This is a genomic window from Clostridium sp. UBA1056, assembly GCA_002316385.1.
In the GTDB taxonomy this organism is placed as follows: Bacteria; Bacillota; Clostridia; order Clostridiales; family Clostridiaceae; genus Clostridium_J.
The window spans coordinates 287,734-311,408 of the sequence record DCDL01000024.1; the positions used below are offsets into that span (position 1 = coordinate 287,734).

General features: G+C 29.3%; 19 protein-coding genes, 1 pseudogene and 1 other annotated feature. Of the genes and pseudogenes, 8 read left to right on the forward strand and 12 right to left on the reverse strand.

What is annotated here, in order from left to right; all coding sequences use genetic code 11:
- Window positions 1-554: 554 nt before the first annotated feature.
- Both rfbA and rfbB read left to right on the forward strand, forming a co-directional pair.
- Complete coding sequence (gene rfbA / locus B3W71_RS08370; protein WP_346888486.1) at window positions 555-1,436, forward strand: glucose-1-phosphate thymidylyltransferase RfbA; 882 nt, start codon at window positions 555-557, stop codon at window positions 1,434-1,436.
- 108 nt (window positions 1,437-1,544) lie between these two features.
- Window positions 1,545-2,603 (forward strand): dTDP-glucose 4,6-dehydratase, encoded by a 1,059-nt coding sequence (rfbB, locus tag B3W71_RS08375; RefSeq protein WP_346888487.1) that lies wholly within the window; start codon window positions 1,545-1,547, stop codon window positions 2,601-2,603.
- 287 nt (window positions 2,604-2,890) lie between these two features.
- On the opposite strand, the gene B3W71_RS08380 is transcribed toward rfbB, so the two are convergent.
- From B3W71_RS08380 to B3W71_RS08390, 3 genes and pseudogenes are all read right to left on the reverse strand, one after another.
- Window positions 2,891-5,125: a heavy metal translocating P-type ATPase gene (locus B3W71_RS08380; RefSeq protein WP_346888488.1), complete on the reverse strand. Its 2,235-nt coding sequence runs from the start codon at window positions 5,123-5,125 to the stop codon at window positions 2,891-2,893.
- A 24-nt stretch (window positions 5,126-5,149) separates the two neighbouring features.
- A pseudogene (locus B3W71_RS08385) lies at window positions 5,150-5,482 on the reverse strand (ArsR/SmtB family transcription factor).
- Between the two features lie 548 nt (window positions 5,483-6,030).
- Entirely contained in the window at window positions 6,031-6,615 is a 585-nt protein-coding gene (locus tag B3W71_RS08390; RefSeq protein WP_346888489.1) for a DUF1836 domain-containing protein, read from the reverse strand.
- Between the two features lie 419 nt (window positions 6,616-7,034).
- Here B3W71_RS08390 and trhA point away from each other — a divergent pair, with 419 nt between their 5' ends.
- The gene (gene trhA / locus B3W71_RS08395) at window positions 7,035-7,691 is read left to right on the forward strand and encodes a PAQR family membrane homeostasis protein TrhA (protein WP_346888490.1); all 657 of its coding nucleotides are present in this window, start codon (window positions 7,035-7,037) and stop codon (window positions 7,689-7,691) included.
- A 69-nt stretch (window positions 7,692-7,760) separates the two neighbouring features.
- Here trhA and B3W71_RS08400 read toward each other — a convergent pair whose 3' ends face one another.
- From B3W71_RS08400 to B3W71_RS08410, 3 genes are all read right to left on the reverse strand, one after another.
- On the reverse strand, window positions 7,761-8,321 hold the full coding sequence (locus B3W71_RS08400; RefSeq protein WP_346888491.1) for an FUSC family protein: 561 nt from the start codon (window positions 8,319-8,321) through the stop codon (window positions 7,761-7,763).
- 91 nt (window positions 8,322-8,412) lie between these two features.
- On the reverse strand, window positions 8,413-10,110 hold the full coding sequence (gene ade, locus B3W71_RS08405) for an adenine deaminase (protein WP_346888492.1): 1,698 nt from the start codon (window positions 10,108-10,110) through the stop codon (window positions 8,413-8,415).
- Window positions 10,111-10,280: 170 nt separating this feature from the next.
- Window positions 10,281-10,934, reverse strand: a complete 654-nt coding sequence (locus tag B3W71_RS08410) for a ribonuclease H-like domain-containing protein (RefSeq protein ID WP_346888493.1) — start codon at window positions 10,932-10,934, stop codon at window positions 10,281-10,283.
- A gap of 237 nt (window positions 10,935-11,171) precedes the next feature.
- Between B3W71_RS08410 and B3W71_RS08415 the strand changes: the two genes are divergently transcribed.
- The 3 genes from B3W71_RS08415 (at window position 11,172) to B3W71_RS08425 (ending at window position 13,573) form a co-directional block, all read left to right on the forward strand.
- Entirely contained in the window at window positions 11,172-11,399 is a 228-nt protein-coding gene (locus tag B3W71_RS08415) for a ferrous iron transport protein A (RefSeq protein WP_346888494.1), read from the forward strand.
- Between the two features lies 1 nt (window position 11,400).
- Window positions 11,401-13,176 (forward strand): ferrous iron transport protein B, encoded by a 1,776-nt coding sequence (gene feoB / locus B3W71_RS08420; RefSeq protein ID WP_346888495.1) that lies wholly within the window; start codon window positions 11,401-11,403, stop codon window positions 13,174-13,176.
- A gap of 238 nt (window positions 13,177-13,414) precedes the next feature.
- On the forward strand, window positions 13,415-13,573 hold the full coding sequence (locus tag B3W71_RS08425) for a FeoB-associated Cys-rich membrane protein (protein ID WP_346888496.1): 159 nt from the start codon (window positions 13,415-13,417) through the stop codon (window positions 13,571-13,573).
- A gap of 54 nt (window positions 13,574-13,627) precedes the next feature.
- Here the strand turns inward: B3W71_RS08425 and argS are convergent, their stop codons facing one another.
- The 6 genes from argS to B3W71_RS08455 form a co-directional block, all read right to left on the reverse strand.
- A complete protein-coding gene (gene argS, locus B3W71_RS08430) occupies window positions 13,628-15,322 on the reverse strand; it encodes an arginine--tRNA ligase (protein WP_346888497.1) in 1,695 nt (564 codons plus the stop codon).
- A gap of 79 nt (window positions 15,323-15,401) precedes the next feature.
- Window positions 15,402-15,658: a binding site (T-box leader), on the reverse strand.
- A gap of 137 nt (window positions 15,659-15,795) precedes the next feature.
- Window positions 15,796-17,376, reverse strand: a complete 1,581-nt coding sequence (locus B3W71_RS08435; RefSeq protein WP_346888498.1) for an ABC-F family ATP-binding cassette domain-containing protein — start codon at window positions 17,374-17,376, stop codon at window positions 15,796-15,798.
- 111 nt (window positions 17,377-17,487) lie between these two features.
- A complete protein-coding gene (locus tag B3W71_RS08440; RefSeq protein ID WP_414632003.1) occupies window positions 17,488-17,748 on the reverse strand; it encodes a DUF1653 domain-containing protein in 261 nt (86 codons plus the stop codon).
- A 53-nt stretch (window positions 17,749-17,801) separates the two neighbouring features.
- Entirely contained in the window at window positions 17,802-18,164 is a 363-nt protein-coding gene (locus tag B3W71_RS08445) for a YccF domain-containing protein (protein WP_346888499.1), read from the reverse strand.
- 130 nt (window positions 18,165-18,294) lie between these two features.
- Window positions 18,295-18,462 (reverse strand): hypothetical protein, encoded by a 168-nt coding sequence (locus tag B3W71_RS08450; RefSeq protein ID WP_346888500.1) that lies wholly within the window; start codon window positions 18,460-18,462, stop codon window positions 18,295-18,297.
- Window positions 18,463-18,746: 284 nt separating this feature from the next.
- Window positions 18,747-18,884, reverse strand: coding sequence for a hypothetical protein (locus tag B3W71_RS08455; RefSeq protein WP_346888501.1), 138 nt, complete (start codon window positions 18,882-18,884; stop codon window positions 18,747-18,749).
- A 336-nt stretch (window positions 18,885-19,220) separates the two neighbouring features.
- On the opposite strand from B3W71_RS08455, the gene B3W71_RS08460 reads away from it, so the two are divergent.
- Window positions 19,221-20,270: a carbamoyl phosphate synthase small subunit gene (locus tag B3W71_RS08460; protein ID WP_346888558.1), complete on the forward strand. Its 1,050-nt coding sequence runs from the start codon at window positions 19,221-19,223 to the stop codon at window positions 20,268-20,270.
- A gap of 46 nt (window positions 20,271-20,316) precedes the next feature.
- Window positions 20,317-23,523: a carbamoyl-phosphate synthase large subunit gene (gene carB / locus B3W71_RS08465; RefSeq protein ID WP_346888502.1), complete on the forward strand. Its 3,207-nt coding sequence runs from the start codon at window positions 20,317-20,319 to the stop codon at window positions 23,521-23,523.
- The last annotated feature ends 152 nt before the right edge of the window (window positions 23,524-23,675 follow it).

Genomic DNA, 23,675 nt, shown 5'->3' on the forward strand with positions numbered 1-23,675 from the left:
TTAATTCTACTTGTTTACATTTACTGTCGTATTATAATATGTTGATTAAATTAAAAATTCTACTAGTTCACTAAAATAAATATAGCACCAAGCTTGTACTATTTGAATATATTAAATAGATGACATTAATAATATGCAACATCGTGGATTCAAGTAAGCCACATCTATCATGTTGCATTTTTTACTCTATAGATAATTGTATATGTAGATGTAAAAAACAATTTATCTGATGACTAGCCGCTCTTTACTCCCATCGCACTCTGTGAANNTACGACCCTGGATAACGATTTCACCTAAAGGACAACGACTTCTAAGTATCAAAAATACTGATACTTAGAAGTCTGTTAGTAAGCTTCGGTGGGAGTAAAAACCCCCTCTCAAGCAAAGAACTCTGTTTATTAAAGGTGAAGTATTACACTTATAGATATTTCTCACATTAAAATAATAACGACATTAATAGTAGGAAATAATAAGTATATCAGAGTGATTAATTATTAGAATTTAATATATGAACAAATTATAAGTTAAAACCTAAAATCTATAAGGAGGTAAAAATGAAAGGTATTATTTTAGCTGGTGGGTCAGGAACAAGACTATATCCAGTAACAAAAGCAATATCAAAACAAATACTCCCAGTATATGATAAGCCAATGATATATTATCCATTATCCGTGTTAATGCTCGCAGGTATAAAAGAAATATTAATTATTTCAACACCTAGGGATATAGCTACTTTCAAAGAATTATTAGGGAATAAAAATGATATAGGACTAAAATTACAGTATGCCGTTCAGGAATATCCAAGAGGACTTGCAGACGCTTTTATTATTGGAGAAGAGTTTATAGGTAATGATAAAGTAGCATTAGTTTTAGGAGATAACTTTTTCTATGGATATGATTTTCCCAAAATACTAGAAAGAGTAGTAGATAGAGAAGAAGGAGCTACTATTTTTGGATACCATGTAGACAATCCAACTGAGTTTGGTATTGTTGAATTTGATGAAAATAAAAATGTAGTATCAATTGAAGAAAAGCCAGAAAAACCAAAATCAAGTTATGCTGTTCCAGGGCTATATTTCTACGATAATAATGTAGTTGATATAGCTAAAAATATTAAGCCCTCTGCTAGAGGTGAACTAGAAATAACTGCAGTAAATAATGAATATTTAAGAAGAGGAAATTTAAGAGTAGAGCTTTTAGGTAAAGGATTTGCATGGCTTGATACAGGAACTCACAAAAGCCTTTTAGATGCATCTAATTTTGTACAAACTATTCAAACAACACAAGGTTTATATATAGCTTGTATAGAAGCGGTAGCTTATAGAAAAGGCTTTATAAATAGAGATCAATTTTTAAAATTAGCAGAACCTTTTATGAAAACAGAATATGGTAGGTATTTATTGCAAGTTGCTGATGAATCTTTAACGACATTTTAGGATGAAAGACTCCAACTTCTATAAGTGGGAGTCTAAATCTCCTTATGAAGTCGTTAATATTGCAGCATCGCAGATGATGATTTAATATCTAAAAAGGAGTAGTTATATATGAAAACGTATTTGGTAACAGGTGGGGCTGGATTTATAGGTTCAAATTTTGTTCGCCACATGTTAAATAAATATTTGGAGATAAAAATTATAAATTTAGATAAATTAACTTATGCAGGAAATTTAGAAAATTTAAAAGATGTAGAAAATAATCCAAACTATATATTTATTCAAGGCGATATATGTGATAAAGAGTTAATAGAAAAATTATTTTCAGAAAATGACATTGACTATGTTGTGAATTTTGCAGCAGAATCACATGTAGATAGGAGTATAAAAGAACCTGAGATTTTCGTTAAGACAAATGTTTTAGGTACAGTAAATCTTTTAAATGTAGCTAAGAATGCATGGGAAGTACAAGGTGTATTTAAACAAGGTAAGAAATTTATACAAGTATCTACGGATGAAGTATATGGAACACTCGGTGAAACCGGATATTTTATTGAAAATACACCACTAGATCCACATAGTCCATATTCTTCAAGCAAAGCTGGTGCGGATTTAATGGTGAAAGCTTTTTTTGATACCTATAAAATGCCTGTAAATATAACTAGATGTTCAAACAATTATGGACCATACCAATTCCCAGAAAAATTAATACCCTTATTAATAAACAATTGCTTAAATCATAAATGTCTACCAATATATGGTGATGGAATGAATATAAGAGATTGGTTATATGTAGAAGATCATTGTAAAGCAATAGATATTATTATAAATAGTGGTACAGTAGGTGAAATTTATAATATAGGTGGACACAATGAAAGAACTAATATACAAATAGTTAAAACTATTATAAATTACTTGAGTGAAAAAGTAGAAAAAGAAATAACAGAAGAACTAATAACTTACGTTGAAGACAGAAAAGGTCATGATAAAAGATACGCAATAGATCCAACAAAGATAAAAGATGAATTAGGTTGGTATCCAGAAACTCCCTTTGAAGTAGGAATAAAAAATACAATAAAGTGGAATTTAGATAATAAAGATTGGATAAATAATATTACAACTGGTGAGTACGAAAATTATTACAACAATATGTATGAAAATAGTAAGTAAACTCATAAACAGAGTTCTCTTTGCTTCAGAGGGGGTTTTTACTCCCACTGAAGNNCTTTAGGGGAAATCGTTATCCAAGGTCCGTAGCCGCTCTTTACTCACACTTTGTAGAGCGGGTAGTTATCGGATAAATTTATTTTCCTATAAATGAGTTGGTCAAGGAAAAAAGAAGAGAAAGATATTCTTTTGATATATACTTTTTATATGAAAATACCCTATGGAATAGACTTTTTTAAATTGTCTGTTCTATAGGGTACATTTTATTCCTTTCGATACTAATTCTTTATTTATTCTTCAATTTTCATAGCTCTCATAGCGTTCAATACTGCTATTATTGTAACTCCTACATCTGCAAATACTGCCATCCACATATTTGTGATACCTAGTGCTGTTAATACTAACACTACAGCTTTTACAAGTAGAGAGAATACTATATTCTGAACTACAATTTTTTGAGTTTTTCTAGCTATTTTTATAGATGTAGATATCTTTTCAGGATCATCAGTCATTATAACCACATCTGAAGCTTCTATAGCAGCATCTGAACCTATGCCTCCCATAGCTATTCCTATATCTGCCCTAGCTAGTACAGGAGCGTCATTTATTCCATCTCCAACAAATATTAATCGACCTCTTTTAGAAAGACCCTTATATAATTTTTCGACTTCCCTTACTTTTTCATGAGGCATTAATTCAGCTCTGACATCATTAATGGAAATAACCTTTGCCACATATTCAGCAATTGTTTTATTATCTCCAGTAAGCATGACTATTTTCTTAACTCCTAGTTCCTTTAATTTTGCAATGGCTCTAGGTGAAGTACTCTTAATTCTATCAGAAATCGATAAACTTCCCACAAAATTATTATTTACTGCAACATATATAATAGTACCTACTTCATTTGATTTTACATATTTAATTTCAAGCTCTTCCATCAACTTATAGTTTCCTGCATATATATATCTATCACCAAAGTATATTTTTACACCTTTACCTGGAATCTCCTCATAGCTCTTTATTCTAGCTTTATCAATTATAGCTTTAGAGCTCATTTTTTTATAAGATTCTACAATAGATTTCGCAATTGGATGGTTAGAATATATCTCAGCATGTGCTGCATATTCAATTAACATATCCTCTGTAATAAATCCATAAGGAGAGATTTTTGTAACCTCAAAGCTTCCTTCGGTTAAAGTACCTGTTTTATCAAAAACTACAACTTCTGCTTTGCTTAATGCTTCAAGATAGTTTCCTCCCTTTACAAGTACTCCACTTTTAGATGCTCCTCCAATTCCCCCAAAGAAACTTAAAGGAATTGATATCACAAGAGCACAAGGACAAGATACAACTAAAAATGATAGTCCTCTATACAACCATGTATATAAATCTCCACCCATGATTATTGGTGGTAAGAAAGTCAATAGAATAGCTAAAGCAACAACAATTGGAGTGTAGTATCTAGCAAACTTTGTTATAAATTTTTCTGTTGGCGCCTTTTTATTTGAAGCATTTTCTACCAATTCAAGAATTTTCGAAACTGTAGATTCACCAAATTCTTTATTTACTCTAACTTCAATAAGGGATGTTTTATTTATAGAACCAGCTAAAACCTCATCTCTTTCTTTAACTACTCTTGGAACAGATTCTCCTGTTAAAGCAGAAGTATCTATTTGAGAATCACCCTTTACTATAACTCCATCTAGAGGAACTTTTTCACCTGGCTTGACAATTATAATATCATCAATATATACTTCTTCTGGAGAAACAGAAGAAATATCTCCATTACTTAGTTTTAGATTTGCATGATCTGGACGAATATCCATTAACTCTGATATAGAGTTTCTAGATTTATTTACTGCTAATTCCTGAAAAAGCTCTCCTATTTGATAGAATAGCATTACTCCAATAGCTTCTGGATATTCTCCAATTAAGAAGGCTCCAACTGTAGCTATACTCATTAAGAAATTTTCATCAAATACTTGCCCTTTTATTATATTTTTACCAGCAATAAGTAGAATATCTCCACCTATTACTAAATAAGAAGCTATAAAGAATACTAGACTGACTATATCTTTAGTTAATATACCTCCAATTGCAAGGGAAATTCCTATTACAAATTTTATTATTCGTTTCTTCTTAAAGCTTTCACCATAGTGACTATGACCATGGTCATGTGAATGATGATCTTCATTTTTATCTTTTGAGTTGTTATTATCTTTTTTCTGATTAGTATTAATAACTTTTACATTTCCATGAACCTTTATAGGTCTTTTACCTACAGAATTTTCATCAATTTCTTTAACTGTAACTCCATGTTCAATTCTAGTGGCTATACTTTCTACATCATTAAATATTAAATATTTATCAAACTCCTCTTCAACTTCTAAAATAGCTTTTGATGTTAAAGAGTTAACTACAGCACTTTGTACGTAGGGTAATTGATTTAATTCATGTTCAATTTTTGAAGCACAGTTTACGCAGTGCAATCCTTTGATTTCATAAAGCCTTTTTGTTTGTCCCATTACGTTACTCCCCCTTTAATAGTTTTATTCATTAACGTGATTAAGTCCTTTGTGGAAAATATCTTTCACATGGTCATCATCTAAAGAATAATAAACAACTTTTCCTTCTTTTCTTGATTTAACAATTCTAGCTAGTTTTAATACTCTTAATTTATGTGATATAGCAGAGTGTGTCATATTAATTAAGGCTGTTATATCACAAACACAAGCTTCTGTATTTAATAAAATATTTAATATTTTTACTCTTGTCGGATCTCCCATAGACTTAAATAAATTTGAAAGTTATTCTACTGTATTATCACTTATAGTTTTATCTTGTAATTTATCTATGACCTCATCATGTATACAAGTTTGCATACAAACATCATATATATATATATCTTATATTCCTCTCTTCATATGAATACTTGTTCATATTATTCTTATTTCTTTATTTTGTCAATATTTTAATAAATATATGTAGTCTATGATATACACTGTTATTATAAATTTACACATAAAAATAAAAGAAAGTAGTATTAATTGATGGTACATTCTTAGTATCGTCAATTAATACTACTTTCTTTTCAGGTTAAATTTATAAAATTTTTAATTGTAATGATGCATTTAAAACTAATAAACTAGTTTGTTCAGTAATAGATTATGTTTTTAGAGTTTTCCTACAATAACTTTGTTTTATTCTTAATATTTTCTACAGTATTTTTATTCTGCATAAAGCTCTTATACTATAGAAATTCTCTAAATGTACTTCTCCTAACAAAATCAATTGATAGATCCATAGCTATGACTCCAACAAATTTACAATCTTTACTTTTAAATTGCTTTGATATTATAATTACACTTTTACCAGTCTGCGCATTCCATGAGAATCAAATATACAGATAGTATAGAACTATTATTATAACTTAAAAATAAGTATCTATTATCTTTTCTGCAATTCGTTTATTTAAAGAAGCTGAATTTAGAAGTGTCAATGTAATTAATAGTAGCTTCTTGTAATCCTCATAATTTTTAATTGTATCTTTTTCACATAAGTTATTTACCTCATTAAGAATCGAATTTAATAATTCTTTCTCCCTATCTATTTCATTTTGCTTTAATAAAAGATATTCGTCATATATACTATTTAAATTAAATTCAGACTCATTCTCTGATAGGGTCTCTGTCATAGGTGTAAATAGTCTTTTTATATCTGCTATGGATAGGATTTGCTTTAAATCATAAATCAAGATCATTAAAAGTATATGATTTTTGGAATACTTTTTATTTTTATTCTGAAAAAGTAATTTATCTTTTGAGTAATTATTTATCATAGTTTTAGTTAAAATTTTATCTGTAGGGTTTCTTTTTACATGGTCTAAGTTGTTTTCAAATAGTTGAATTACCTGGTCTATATATAGATCAATGTCAGGTATTTTACTGCTATCAATCTTATTATCTAAATTTATGCTAATAAGAAATTCTTCTAAGTTCTCTGTACTAAAGTTCATATTATCACCTCATATGTATATTTAATTTTGTAGGGCTAATCATATTGCTTACCCCTTATATATCAAGGCTTGCAAAAGCCTTTTATACGTTAATCCAGTCTACAAAGCAGGTTTAGCATTGATAATCCTAACTTTTCCAATATTAATTTTCTAAATTAATATTTACTTTTAAAGGATCGATTACGCTCATTTCTATATTTAGATTTATTATAATATTATTACTAGTAGTAGTAAATAATATTATACATAAATACAAATAATATTTTTATAATATTAACAATACATAATTCTCTTATAATAATTATTAATATATTTTTAATAATTATTATGTACATTTATCTTACCGACATGATATAATATACATATCAACTAACATAGTATTGAAAACTATATATAAAACATAATTTAGGAGGTATAATATGATTAATTCAAAATTTAGAGAACCTTTTAGTGGTTTTTCGCATATGATAGGAGCTATAATTTCTTTATTGGGTTTATGTTTTTTACTATTTGTTCAGCTTTATACTAACAACTATAATTTATATACTTTGATATCAACTGTTATCTTTGGTATAAGTTTAATTCTACTTTATACTGCAAGTAGTGTATATCATCTCACAATTGCTAAAGAATCTATAATTAATATTCTTAGAAAAATCGATCATGCAATGATATTTGTACTAATAGCAGGAACTTACACTCCTATTTGTTTAGTGTTATTAGAGACTCCAATTAAATACTATATGTTATCTTCAATTTGGGGAATAGCTATAATTGGTATTCTTTTTAAAGTGTACTGGATTGATTGCCCTTCATGGCTATCATCAGCTATTTATATAGTCATGGGGTGGATGGCTATATTTATTCTTAATCCCCTTTCAAAGGTTGTATCTAGTAACGGTCTATTAATATTAGTATTAGGAGGAGTACTCTATACTATAGGAGGAGTTATATACTGCTTAGAAAGAAAAGGAAAGCATAGAACTTTCGGAGCCCATGAAATATTTCATATATTTGTTTTACTAGGTAGTATTACTCATTACTATTTCATTTATAGATATGTATTTAATCTTTAACAATTAATTAATAGAATTCTTAAAACAAAAAGGCTATTGGTGGATTATACCAATAGCCTTGTAATATCCCTATTCTTTTATATCAATTTTTTCAGGAATTCTCATAATAAAAGCTTCTATCTCATCATCATCTTTATTTTTAGAAAGTTTAGAGTCTAAAGGTGGAGAAATAAGATAATTAATTATTATGGATATGACAATACCGACTATAGTATCAATAGTTCTTTGAAATGCATATAATACTATGTTTTCATTGGTCATTGTAATCATAATTACACAAAACACAACACAAGCTATAGATATAGAGTCTTGCCATTTTAATATATTAAGTAAGGTTATTAAAAGTACTGTTCCAAGAAAAAGTAAAAATATATTACTTGGAGCTATTAGCGCAGTTATAATCCCTATTAATCCTCCCATGATAGTACCTAGTACTCTTGCTATTCCAGCATTAATTCCTTTTTTCACTGTAGTCTCCATAGAAATTAAAGCTCCTGTAGCAACAAAAAATGGTGATTGAAGATGAAATATTTCAGCTACAATTACACTTATTGCTACAGCTAAAGCAGTCTTTATATTTCTCATGCCAACATATGTCTTAAAATTTTTTATAGCCTTTAAGTTCTTCAAAATTATATTCTCCTTAATTAATGTTGCTTGCCTTTAAATTATATAATAGGCATTATTAATATTATATATGCTTTATAATATTATATCATCATTAATCAAAAGAAAGTTTAATAAATTTAAATAAATCATATGAAAATAACCCTTTACTTGTAAGCTTCACCTCTGGAATTACTGGTAAACTCATAAAGGATAAGGTTATAAATGCATCCATATCAGGAGTTAATCCATAGCTCTTTACTATACTATTCAAATTTTTAAGCTTATTATATACATAATCTATATGTAAATTAGTCATTAAGCCTCCTATTTCTAGTGATAAGCTATCAATTAACATACCATCTCTTACTATAGTAATTCCTCCACCTATGTCAATTAACTTATTTACAGCTTTAGCCATATCCCCATCATTGTCTCCTACCACAATAATATTATGAGAATCATGGGCTATACTTTGAGCTATAGCACAGTTTTTAATGCCTAACCCTGATAAATATCCCAAGGAATAATTATTAGTATTTTTATGTCTCTCGAAAACTCCTATTTTTAAGATATCTTCATACTCATTCATATCTAAATATCCATCTACGGCATTACTAGGTTTTACTAATAATTTAGTTTCAAGGGATCCAGGATTTACACCAATTACATTTACCTTACTTCCATTAGATATTATTTTGAAGTTCTCTTCTTCTACTTTTTCTATATTCATAGTATTTTTGCTTTTAAGTGTATAAGATGGCTTTTTATTGTTATCTATTTCTTTACCTGATTTAATAACTTTGCAAATATCTACCTTTACTAAATCATTTAAAATAACTAGATCAGCCTTATATCCAGGAGCTATAGCTCCTTTATTCTTTATTCCATAGCAAGTATATCCATTATAACTTCCCATTATGCAAGCTTTTATAGGATCAATTCCTTGTTGTATGCTAAGCCTAATAGCATTATTTATGGAGCCTTCTTCTACCAAATCTTCTAGATGTCTATCATCGGTACAAAATAAAAATCTCCGAAAATTTTTATCATTAACTGCTAGAATTAAATCCTTTAAATTTTTAGCTGCAGAGCCTTCCCTTATAAGAACATACATTCCTAATTTGATTTTCTCTAAGGCTTCTTCCTTTGAAGAACATTCATGGTCTGTTTTTATACCTGATAAAATATATTGATTAAGGTTTCTATAAGAAATTTCAGGTGCATGTCCATCTATAATTTTTTCCTTAAAAGCATTTAATTTATTTATCATAGACGGTACTTGATTTATGACAGAAGGTACGTCCATTACTTCTCCAAGACCAATTACTTCAGGTTTATCTATAAACTTAGATAAATCTTCAGCACTTAATATAGCACCATTTTCTTCAAAGGATACTGCTGGAACACAAGAAGGCATCATAAAATAGATATCTAAAAGGCTCTTTTGTGAATTATCTAGCATAAATTCTATTCCTTCTGTACCAAGTACATTAGCAATTTCATGAGGATCAGCTACCACTGTAGTAACTCCATTTTTTAAAGCTACATTTCCATAAGATTCAGGAGTTACCATGGAGGATTCCACATGAATATGCCCATCTATAAAGCCTGGACATATAATTTTTGAACTACAATCAATTTCCTTAACTCCATCATATGAACCTATTCCTATAATTGTATCATCAATAATTCCTATATCCCCTTCTTCTATTTCTTCTGTAAATACGTTGATAAATTTTCCATTTTTAAGTACTAAATCACATTTGTCATTTTCTATAGTAGCACATCTACTCTTCCTTAATATTTCCATAACGTCACCTCTATATCTTAATTTTCATTAGTGTAATCTTGGATTGTAAGCAAATTTAATATAGAAATTTTAATAAAACTTATATATCAAAGGTTTATGTAAAATATAATATATATAAAACTATCTCATAGAAAAATAAAAATTTATATTTTTCTATGAGATAGTTTTAATTATTCTGGTCTAACATACTTATTCCACTGAGTATAGATATGAAATAAGCTAACCACATCTTGCATGTTGTATAAAAGTATTTTTTCTTTCTTTTCCATTGGCATTCGTGAAAAATACATATCATCCTTCATAACTTTGCTAAAGGTTTTTGCTAGTGTGGACCCACTTATAACTTCACTTTCTCTAACAATAGCACATTCACTCTCTAAAGCCTTAAGTCCTATTGACTTCTGCTTAACTTGCTCGTATTTTTTTTGCAAATCTATGCTTTGAAAATAATCTTCAAGAATATAGTTTAACTTATACTTTTTAAAGAGATAGTCAATCACTATATAGTCATTGTTCCCTGAAAAAGTAACCACATATTCTTTTTTAAGCTCATTTTTCATCTTTTCAAAATAATCCTTAGATAAAATAAGAATATTTTCAAGCTCATGTTTATTTTCAATCATATATTGAGTAATTATCAGCTTATTATTTTCTTCGTCATAATATCCTGCTCCAAAGACTCCAATACATATAGGTTTCTTATAAACATAATGTTCTAAGTCAAAGAAAACTGATTTTTTGTAAAGTTCATTATCTCCATCAATGTTTAGACTCTGTTTAAACTCATCCTTTTTAATGTCTATAGTACTTTCTTTAACTATCACCTTACCACTCATTTCTTTAAATAGGTATTGTGCTTCAAATGTACTTTAAAGAAGCTTATATATTATTATATGATGTATACCATAAAAATATATAATTATATTATATCACAATTAAATCCTTTTTATCTATATTATATATAAGTTTATTAATACGCACTTTAAGTTGACATTAATTATCATTTAGAATATAATGTAAATATAGAAATTGATAATTATTTTCATAAAGGAGTGATATTCATGAACGTTTTTAATTTAAAGCCTGGCCATAAAGGATTAATTAAAGAACTTGCATGTGATGATAAATTAGCTAAAAGATTATTGGCTTTAGGATTTGTTGAAGGGACAGAGGTTTTAGTGAAGAAAGCTGCTCCTTTAGGAGATCCAATTATTATAAGCCTGAGAGGGACAGACCTTGCTATTAGAAAAAAAGATGCTGAGTTAATTTATATTAAGGAGGCAGTGTAATATGAAAACCATTGCCCTTATTGGTAATCCTAATGTAGGAAAAACAACTTTATTTAATGCACTAACAGGTTCTAACCAATATGTAGGTAACTGGGCGGGTGTAACTGTAGATAAAAAAGAAGGATATTTATCAAAGGATATAAAAATTGTTGACCTACCAGGTATATATGCTATGGATACCTTTTCTAATGAAGAAAAAGTTTCTAAAAACTTTTTATACACCGATGAAGTAGACTTAATTATAAATATAATAGATGGTTCTAACCTGGAGAGAAACCTTTACTTGACCTCTCAATTAACCGAATTTAATAAACCTATATTATTAGTAGTAAATATGATAGATGTAGCTGAAAGTAAAGGAATTCATATAAATTATTATGACCTCTCTAAGGAATTGGGAGCTACTATAATGCCTATATCTGCTTCTAAGGGGGAAGGGGTAAAAGAGGTTAAGGATTTTCTTCTTAATAATGATTCCTTTGAACATTTAGATAAAACTATAAATTCTAAACATGAATTTAATAAAATGAATGAAAAAGAAACCTATTATTATATGGAAAATATTTTGCAAAAATGTGTAGAGGGTAAAAAAACAAATACAAATACTATTACTGAAAAAATAGATTCTATTGTTCTTAATAAATTTCTAGCCTACCCTATATTTCTAGGAATTATGTTTATTATTTTTAAATTTACTTTTGATTGGGTTGGTGGACCTTTACAGGAGTTAGCTGATAAATTAGTTAATGAAAGCTTTGTGTCTCTAATAGAAATACCTTTGGCTAATGTATCACCTTGGTTTAAGTCTTTAATAATTGATGGTATTGTTGGTGGTGTTGGTTCTGTAATTGTATTTTTACCAATCATATTAACACTATTTATAGGAATAAGTTTTCTTGAGGATAGTGGTTATATGGCTAGAACAGCGTTTATTATGGACAAGTTAATGAGAAAATTAGGACTTTCAGGAAAGGCTTTTATACCTTTAATAATGGGATTCGGCTGTTCAGTACCTGGAATAATGTCTGCTAGAACCTTAGAAAGCGAAAAGGATCGAAAGCTAACAGCTTTAATTATTCCATTTATGTCTTGTAATGCTAGATTACCTGTATATGCCCTATTTGCTGGTGCTCTATTTGCAGGTTATGAATCCCTAGTTATATTTGGACTATATTTCTTGGGGCTTATCGTAGCATTTATAATAGCATTTATATTTAAAAATACTTTATTCAAAAAAGATGAAGAGCCATTTATTATAGAATTACCCGAATATAAACTTCCTGAATTTAAAAGTTTGATAATTCATACTTGGGAGAAAGGTAAGGGATTTTTAAAGAAAGCTGGAACTTTAATCTTCTCTATATCAGTCCTAGTATGGTTCTTATCAAACTTTAATATGAATGGAATGACTGAAATTGACGAAAGTTTCCTTGCATATATTGGTAACTTTATATCTCCAATTTTCACTCCATTAGGATTTGGCACATGGGAAAATTCTGTAGCTCTATTAACAGGGCTTATGGCAAAAGAAGTAGTTATAGGAACTCTTGGAGTACTCTATACTGGAGATTTAGCTGCTCACATAGCTACAACATTTACTGTAGAAAGCGGTATTGCATTCTTAGTATTTACTTTATTATATACACCATGTGTTTCAGTTGTAGCTACCTTAAAAAAAGAATTCAGTGGAAGGCTTGCTATCTTCTCAGTTATATATCAATTTGTTGTGGCATGGATTTTTGCCTTTGGAATATATCATTTAGCTCTGCTTATATAGTAATGAACATAATTGATCCTTTAAAAGTGAATATTGATTTAAAAAATTAATGTCTCATGTTCTAGATGGACAGTAAAATTTTTGTTTAATAGAATCTTTAAGATAGTGCTTTCCATATTTATCATTGCTAAGCCTGCTTCGTAGATTGGATTACTGCATGAAATTTTCCTAAGTCTTGACATATAATAGTTAAGCAATATAATTAACACTATTGGCTATATTTTAAAGAGGTGATATCATGTTAGAAATATTAATAACTATACTTATTGTTGCGTTAGCTACATTTTTACTTTTTAAAAGTTTAAAGAAAAAATCTAAAGGATGTAATTGTGGTAGTTGTACCTCTAAATGTCCTAATTTCGTTAATACAATAAAAAAGGATGAGAATAATAAATAAGAAAATCCCTTCGATAATTTACTATCGAAGGGATTTTTATCTATTACTTCTTAATTACATTTCATCTACTGTTTCAAGTCCTATAAGGTGTAATCCATTTTCTATTACTTGAAGAGTAGCCTTAACTAAAGCTAATCTGGTACTTTTTGTTATATCATCTTCTGAGTTAGATATATTTACAGAGTTGTAGAATTTATTAAAGGCTTTAGCTACATCTATAGTAAATCTTGTAACTATACTTGGTTGTAATTTATCTAATGCTTGTTTAATAGCATTATTAAATCCAGCTAAAGTTTTTACTAACTCAAACTCTTCTTCCGAAATAAGCTTACTATAATCAACTTCTCCAGTACCTTCTCCTAATTTTCTTAGGATACTCTTTCCTCTAGCATATGTGTATTGAACATATGGCCCTGTTTCTCCTTCAAAGCTAAGCATTTCATCCCAATCAAAGATTATATCTCTCTCTCTTGAATTTTTAAGATAAGCAAAGACAACGGCTCCTATTCCTACTTTTTTAGCTACGTCTCTTTTATTTTCTAATGTAGGATTTTTCTCATTTATTATTTCTTCTGTTTTAACTACAGCTTCATTTAATAAATCTTCAAGGAATACTACATCGCCTTTTCTTGTAGAAAGCTTCTTATCTGGGAAACGAACTAGTCCAAATGGTACATGTATACAATCATCAGCCCACTCATAACCCATCTTTTTAACTGTACTAAATACTTGTTTAAAGTGAAGAGATTGATCCTTTGCAACTACATATATATTCTTATAGAAATCATAAGTTTTCTTTCTATAGAACATAGCTGCTAAATCACGAGTTGCATATATTGTAGCTCCATCTGCTTTCTTTATTATACAAGGTGGAATATTAAGCTCCTCTAACATAACAACCTTAGCGCCGTTACTTTCAGTTAACAAACCCTTAGATTCAATCTCATCAATAACAGCATCCATTTTATCTTGGTAGAAGCTCTCACCAGCAAAAGAATCAAATTTAACATTTAACATTTCAAATAATTTATCAAATTCCTTTAAGCTTAAGTCTTTAAATTTAGTCCAAAGCTTAACTTCTTCTTCGTTACCATCCTCTAAAAGCTTAAAATGCTTTCTTCCTTCATTATCAAGAGCAGGATTTTTTTCTGCTTCATCATGGAATTTTACATAAACCCTTAACATTTCTTTAATTGGCTCTTCCTCTAAAGCCTTCTCATCACCCCAATTATTATATGCATATATAAGTTTACCAAATTGTGTCCCCCAGTCTCCTAGATGGTTTATTCCTATAGCATTATACCCTTGAGAATTGAATATTTTATAAAGCGAATTACCAATCATAGTAGTATATAAGTGACCTACATGGAATGGCTTTGCAATATTTGCTGAACAATATTCAACAATTACGTTTTTCCCTTCCCCTTCTTTTGTATTTCCATAAGTCTCTTTTTCATTCAATATTTTTTCAATGATTTCCTTCATGAAATCATTTTTAGCTACAAAAAAGTTTATATAAGGTCCAAAGGCTTCTATTTTTTCAAAGCCATCTATACTTCCTAATAGTACTTTTAAATCCTGAGCTATCATATTTGGTGCTTTTTTCATAGATTTTGCTAGTTGAAAACATGGAAATGCAAAATCACCCATTTCCGGTTTTGGTGGGTTTTCAACCAGTCTTTCTATTGTTTCCTTTTCCATATCTATATGCTTACATAAATTTTCTGCTATTATACTTTTATAATCCATAATAAATCCTCCTTTTGCTTTATATATTCTCATTTGTCAAAACTTTAAAATGCATATAAAAAACCGCCTCTTTCCATAGGAAAGAGGCGGTTATATAACCGTGGTACCACTCTAATTGACTTTTATAAAAGTCCACTCATAATTTTAACGCAATAGCGACTTACCCTACTAAGTAACCTTTTGGGGCAGTTTCTCCAAGGTTCTATTCCTAATTTATTATAAATAAATCTCTTTACAATTACTTGATAAGATTCTTCAATTCTTGTGAAGCTCACACCAACCTCCACTCGCTTTAAGAATTAACAAAGAAAGTACTATCCTTTTCATAGAATTTTCATATTAAATTTTATATTATTTGTATTATAAATAAATATTGTCAGAATGTCAACTAAATTAATTTATACAAATAAGTAGTTAGTTTATACATAATGATGTTTAACTAAACATTATTATAATTATTAACATATTATGCTCTATTTTAATTCTAGATACTCATCATAAGTCATATTTTTATCAATTACACCGCCAGGAATAATTTCTATTATTCTGCTTGCAACTGTATTAATAAACTGATGGTCATGAGATGTAAATAGTATAGTTCCAACAAAATTGATTAATCCATTATTAACTGCTGTTATAGATTCTAGGTCTAAGTGGTTTGTTGGCTCATCTAAAATTAACACATTAGCTCCACTTAACATCATCTTTGATAGCATGCAACGAACTTTTTCTCCTCCAGAAAGTACAGAAGCTTGCTTTAATGCTTCCTCTCCTGAGAATAGCATTCTACCTAAGAATCCTCTTATAAAGCTTTCTGCTTTTTCTTCTGAAAATTGTCTTAACCAGTCCACAAGGTTTGAATCACAATCATCAAAGAACTCTGAGTTATCAGATGGGAAATACGATTGAGATGTAGTTATTCCCCATTTAAAGCTTCCACTATCTGGCTCCATTTCTCCCATTAATATTTTGAATAAAGTAGTTTTAGCAATACCATCACCTAAAAATGCTACTTTATCATTTTTATATATCATAAAGCTGACATTATCAAGAACCTTAACTCCATCGATAGTTTTACATAGATTTTCGACAACCAATAAATCATTTCCAGCTTCTCTATCAGCCTTAAATCCAACGAAAGGATATCTTCTTGAAGATGGCTTAATATCATCAAGGGTTAATTTATCTAATTGTTTCTTTCTACTAGTAGCTTGCTTAGCTTTTGATGCATTAGAACTAAAACGAGCTATAAAGTTTTGAAGTTCTTTTATCTTTTCTTCTTTTTTCTTGTTTTGATCCTTAGACATTTGTAGTGCTAGCTGACTTGATTCATACCAAAAGTCATAGTTACCAACATACATTTGAATTTTCCCAAAGTCTACATCAGCCATATTGGTACATACTTTATTTAAGAAGTGTCTATCGTGGGATACCACAATAACTGTTCCCTCAAAATCCATTAGGAAGTTTTCAAGCCAAGCTATAGATTTAATATCTAAGTGGTTAGTAGGCTCGTCAAGTAAAAGAATATCTGGATGACCAAATAAAGCTTGTGCAAGTAAAACTTTAACCTTCTCTGAACCGTCTAAATCCTTCATTAACTTGCAATGTAAATCTTCTGTTATTCCAAGCCCCTGAAGTAATGTAGCCGCTTCACTTTCAGCTTCCCAACCATTAAGATCCGCAAATTCTCCTTCAAGCTCAGAAGCTCTTATCCCATCTTCATCACTAAAATCTTCTTTAGCATAAAGAGAATCCTTTTCATTCATAATTTCAATTAATCTAGTATGACCCATTATTACGGTTTTTAATACTTCTTCTTCATCATAAGCAAAGTGATCTTGTTTTAAAACTGCTAATCTTTGTCCTGGGGTTATACTAACTTCTCCTGTATTAGGCTCTATATCTCCTGCTAATATCTTTAGGAATGTAGACTTTCCTGCCCCATTTGCTCCTATTAATCCATAACAATTTCCTTCTGTGAACTTAATATTAACATCCTCAAAAAGTTTACGTGCTCCGTATCTTAAACTAACTCCTGTAGTACTAATCATAACGTTACCTCCAATTATCATTAAAAAAGTCTTACCCATTGGGTAAAACCTTTTGAACTATTCATTAAAACATACAAATATCATTATAACATAGATTTATCCTTTATACTATTATTTACTATGAATATTTTTACTTTCTACTGTTATTTCTTCAAATCGATACTTTTGTCCTGTTGGATTTATCTTATTATTTGGTACCTCTTCAACAAACATGTCATAAGGTCTTACAAATAATCCACATTCACCATATAATGCTCTATAAAGTACCATCTTCTCTTGGGTTTCTGAATTTATTACAAAATCCTCAAACAAATATAAGTCACCCTTAAAATGTCTAAAAATTTTACCTTTGAATTCTGATATATCTCTCATAATTCCTCCAATATCACTAAATTAGGTTGAAATATTTGATATTAATTTAATTTTTATACTACATCTTTACCAAAAGGTGCTAAAGATAACTTGGCCATTTTTAAAGATTGTGCTGCAAAAGGTATGCCTATTATAGTAATAGAAAGTAGTAATGCACTAATCAAATTAGTTATTGCAAGAGGTAAACCTCCAAATATCAACCATAAAATATTTAATAAAAATCCCATACTACTGTCATTGGTTGTGATAATTTCTTTGCCAAAGGGAGCAAATTGTAACTTAGCTAATTTAAAGCATTGCATTCCAACGGGGATTCCAACTATAGTTATACACCATAGTAACCCTGTTAAGAACCACTGCATACTAGTAATTAATCCTCCAAACACAAACCAAATAATATTTCCCAAACAACTCATAATATACTCCTTAAATAACTCTAATAATTAATATAATATATAATTTAAATATAATTGCAATGGAGTTTAATAAAATTTAATGAAAAGAAGCTTAGATAAAGTTAAACTTACCTAAGCTTCTATAGAAATATTATTTATCTAAATTTTTATTTACTTTCTCTAGATAATTTGTTTCACTAACAATATTTTTCTCAAAATTTTCTACAGCACCTTTAGTATAATTACCAAGGGCCTTTGAACTTACATCATGAAAATTATTATTGTCATGGTTTTTTAATGTATTATTTTCTTTATTCATAGTAACACCTCATACCCTTAAGAGTTAGTTATGATTGAGATACATTGTATAATCTATACATCCTAACTTTATTATTGGCAATCGTTGTTTTGACAATTTTTATTTTCTAGATTGTTATTCTTATTTTTATTTTTTAAGTTATTGTTATTATTGTTTTGGCAATTGTTGTTATTATTTTTTAGATTATTGTTATTATTGTTTTGGCAGTTATTATTATTCATTATAATCACCTCATAATTTTTTAGTGGCTAAGTATTTAGATATTTAAATAAATAATCTATTTACTATCTAAAGTTGTTGTTTTCACAATTATTTTTTGAATTTTGTTTGTTATTTTTTAAATTGTTGTTATTGTTATTTTTTAAATTATTATTATTTTCACAGTTATTGCAGTTATTTTTTAAGTTATTATTTTTGCTCATTTATTATCACCTCCCAAGATTATTGTTAGTAATTTTATTAGATTTATTCATTAATATTTATGTTTATTAATTCTTTAGAATCATATTTATGTTAATAAATTTATTTTATTATTGACATTTTAAAAAATTTTTTATAAAATCAAAAAGACAAATCTACTTTTAAGTTGGTCCAGAGAGGCCAAGAAAGGAGACGTAATAATGGCTAGAAGTATAATTATTTTAAAGAGAAACCCATAGGATAATAAATTAAGCAATGTTTAATTTGCTTCGTTTGTTGTCCTTTTTGTTATGCACTAATTTATTTTGATTGGAGGGTTTCTCTTGAAAACGAAAAATATTGAAGCAAAACTTATATTAGAAAACGGAATGGAATTCAAAGGTAAAGCCTTTGGATATATTGATGACACTGTTGGAGAAGTAGTATTTAATACATCTATGACTGGCTATCAAGAAACTCTTACAGATCCATCTTATTATGGTCAAATTGTAACTATGACTTATCCCTTGATTGGAAATTATGGAATTAACTTGGAAGATTTAGAATCTTCTTCACCAAAAGTTAAGGGATTTATTGTAAGAGAAAAATCTAATAATCCTTCTAACTTCAGATGTGAAATGGAATTAGACGGATATCTTATGGAAAATAAAATTTTTGGATTAGAAGGTATTGATACAAGAGCTCTTACTAAAATTTTAAGAGATCATGGATCTATGAAGGGTTACGTAACAACTAAAAACTTATCTATACAAGATATAAAGGATAAGTTAGAAAAATTTCAAAATGACAATGCTGTCTATAAAGTTTCCACTAGTGAAGTATATGAGATACCAGGTACAGGACCTCACGTTGCTGTTGTAGATTTTGGAGTTAAATCAAATATCCTAAGAAACTTTAAAGAAAGAAGTTGCAGACTAACTGTGTTTCCTGCTGCCTCAAAGGCCGAAGATATATTATCAATAAATCCAGACTTAATATTTTTATCTAATGGTCCTGGAGACCCTATGAAATTAAGTAATATTGTAGACGAAGTTAAAAAATTAGCTATAGCAAAACCTACTTGTGGAATTTGTCTTGGACATCAACTTTTAGCTTGGGCCTTTGGTGGAGAAACTAGTAAGCTTAAATTTGGCCACAGAGGTTCAAATCACCCAGTAAAAGATGTTATATCAAATAAGGTATATATAACTAGTCAAAATCATGGATACTATGTTTCAAAGCTTCCTGTTGATATGAAGGTTACCCACCTTAGTGTTAACGATGGTACCTTAGAAGGTATGATTCATAAAGATTTACCAATAGCAAGTGTACAATATCATCCTGAAGCATCTCCAGGTCCTAAAGAAAATAACGTCATATTTGATAACTTTTTAAGCTTAATAGAATAAATTACATTAAGAAAGACAGTGAGCTTTCATGTAGGAGGAATAATCAATGAGTAAAAGAAATGACATAAAAAAAGTATTAATAATAGGATCTGGTCCAATAGTAATAGGACAATCAGCTGAATTTGACTACTCTGGAACCCAGGCTTGTAGAGCACTTATGGAAGAAGGAGTAGAAACTATACTAATAAACTCTAATCCTGCAACTATAATGACTGATAAGGAAGTAGCCAATAAAATCTATATAGAGCCATTAACTACTGAGTTTATAGAAAAAATTATAGTAAAGGAAAAACCAGATAGTATTTTATCAGGTATGGGTGGACAAACAGGTCTAAATCTAACTATAGAGCTTTCAGAAAAAGGCATATTAGATAAGTATGGAGTTAAAATTATAGGCACTTCTGTAGAATCCATAAAAAAAGGCGAAGATAGAGATTTATTTAAAGCACTAATGGAAAAAATCAATGAACCTGTTATTGAATCAGATATAGTAAATCATGTAGATGCCGGAATTAAGTTTGCAAAAAAGATTGGATATCCTGTAATCGTAAGACCAGCCTATACTCTAGGTGGTACTGGTGGAGGTATTGCAGATACTGAAGAAGAGCTAATTACTATATTAGAAAGTGGTCTTGATCTTAGTCCTGTGAATCAAGTACTTATAGAAAAAAGTATTAAAGGGTGGAAGGAAGTTGAATATGAAGTTATGCGTGACTCTGAAGGAAATTGTATAACTGTATGCAATATGGAAAATATAGACCCTGTTGGTGTTCATACAGGAGATTCTATAGTTGTGGCCCCTTCTCAAACCCTTTCAGATAAGGAATATCAAATGCTTAGAACTTCCGCTTTAAAAATTATTCATGAAGTTGGAATTATTGGAGGCTGCAATGTTCAGTTTGCTTTAAACCCGAATAGCTTTGAGTATGCTGTTATTGAGATAAACCCTAGAGTTTCTCGTTCTTCTGCCCTTGCATCAAAGGCTACAGGATATCCTATAGCAAAGGTGGCTGCAAAAATTGGACTTGGATATACTCTAGATGAAATTGTAAACTCAGTTACTGGTAAGACAATGGCATCCTTTGAACCTACTCTTGATTACGTAGTTGTAAAAATACCAAAATGGCCTTTTGATAAATTTAGAAATGCTAACAAATCCTTAGGAACTAAAATGATGGCAACGGGAGAAATAATGGCCATTGGCTCTAACTTTGAAGCAGCCTTTCTTAAAGGAATTAGATCCTTAGAAATAGGAAAATATGTATTAGACCATAAACCATCTCAAGAAAAGACTCTCGCTCAATTAAAAAGTAGTGTAATGGTTCCTGATGATGAAAGAATATTTGATTTAGCTGAAATGCTAAGAAGAAAATATTTAGTAGAAAAGCTATCAGAAGTTACAGGAATAGATACCTTCTTTATAAATAAAATTAAATGGATAGTAGAACAAGAAGAATTCTTAAAAACAGCAAAATTAGAAGATTTAAATAAAGACTATCTAAAACTTTTAAAGAAAAAAGGTTTTTCAGACAAAGGTATTGCAGACTTAATGAATATTAATCCTGTAGAACTATATACTCTTAGAAAACTTTACAATATTATGCCAACCTATAAGATGGTGGACACTTGCGCTGGAGAATTTGATGCCATATCACCGTACTACTACTCAACCTATGAGGAATTTGATGAAGTAGTAGTATCTAATAGAAGAAAGGTAATGGTTATAGGGTCCGGTCCTATTAGGATAGGCCAAGGAATAGAGTTTGATTACTGTTCTGTTCATGCTGTTAGAGCTCTTAAGAAAAAAGGTATAGAAACTATTATTGTAAATAATAACCCTGAGACTGTATCAACAGATTTTGATATATCGGATAAGCTTTATTTTGAACCATTAACTGAAGAAGATGTATTTAACATAATCAATAAGGAAAAACCTGAAGGTATAATTCTTCAATTTGGTGGTCAAACAGCCATTAAACTTTCTAAGTTCTTAAGAGAAAATGGAATTAAGATTTTAGGCACAGATGCTGATGGAATAGATAGAGCTGAAGATAGAGAAAGATTTGATTCAATGCTTGAAGAGCTTAATATCAATAGACCCAAAGGAATAGCTGTATGGAATCTTGAGGAAGGAATTTCTGGTGCTGAAAAGCTTGGATATCCTGTTGTTGTCAGACCTTCTTATGTATTAGGTGGACAAGGTATGGAAATCACTTATAGGAAGAAAGAACTTAAGAAGTATTTAGAGAATTCCTTTAAAAGAGATCATAAAAACCCTGTTTTAATTGATAGATATTTAGTTGGTAGAGAAATTGAAGTGGATGCCATCTGTGATGGTAAAAATATATTAATACCAGGAATTATGGAACATCTTGAAAAAGCTGGTGTACATTCTGGAGACTCCATAAGCATCTACCCTTCTCAAAATATATCAGATAAATCTAAGAAAACAATTTTTGAGTATACAAAGAAAATTGCTTTAGAACTTAATGTTCTTGGGATGATAAACATTCAGTTTATCGAGTTTGAAGGAGAAATATATATTATAGAGGTTAATCCTAGAGCTTCTCGTACAGTTCCATATATAAGTAAGGTTACTAATGTATCTATAGTTGAATTAGCTACTCGTGCTATGCTTGGGGAATCTCTTGAAGATATGGGATATGAAGAACAAATATGTCCTGAACCTAACTTTGTTACTGTAAAAGTACCTATATTCTCTACAGAAAAGCTTCCAAGAGTTGAAGTAAGCCTTGGACCTGAGATGAGATCTACTGGAGAAGTTCTTGGTGTAGGACATACCTTTGATGAAGCTATGATGAAAGGCTTCTTAGCTGCTAAAAGACCTATACTAAAGTCTGGAGATAAATTACTTGCAACTATAAATAATAGTGATAAAGATGAATTCTTAGTGTTAGCTAAGGAAATGGATTTACTTGGTTGTAAGATGATAGCTACAGAAGGAACTGCTAAAATGCTTAAAGGTGAAGATATAGATGTAGAAATAGTTAATAAAATTGGTGAAGGAAAACCTGACATAGTAGATTCTATTAGAAATAAATCTATAAACATGATAGTTAATACCCCAACCAAAGGAAATGACTCTCAACGTGATGGCTTTAAGCTTAGAAGAACAGCTGTAGAATCAGGTGTTTCATTAATGACTTCTCTAGACACACTGAAAGCTATGGTAACGGTAATGAAACGTAATTTAAGTATAAATGATCTAGAAGTTTTTAACCTAGGAAAGTAATATAATTAGCAAAAGCATGTATGGCTATACTTACAGTATAAGCATATATGCTTTTCTATTTGTTCTTAGTATTTAATTAAAGTTATACAAAGCTTTCTTTAAATAAATATATTTAATTATATATTTTTAGCATTTTAACATTTTAACATTTT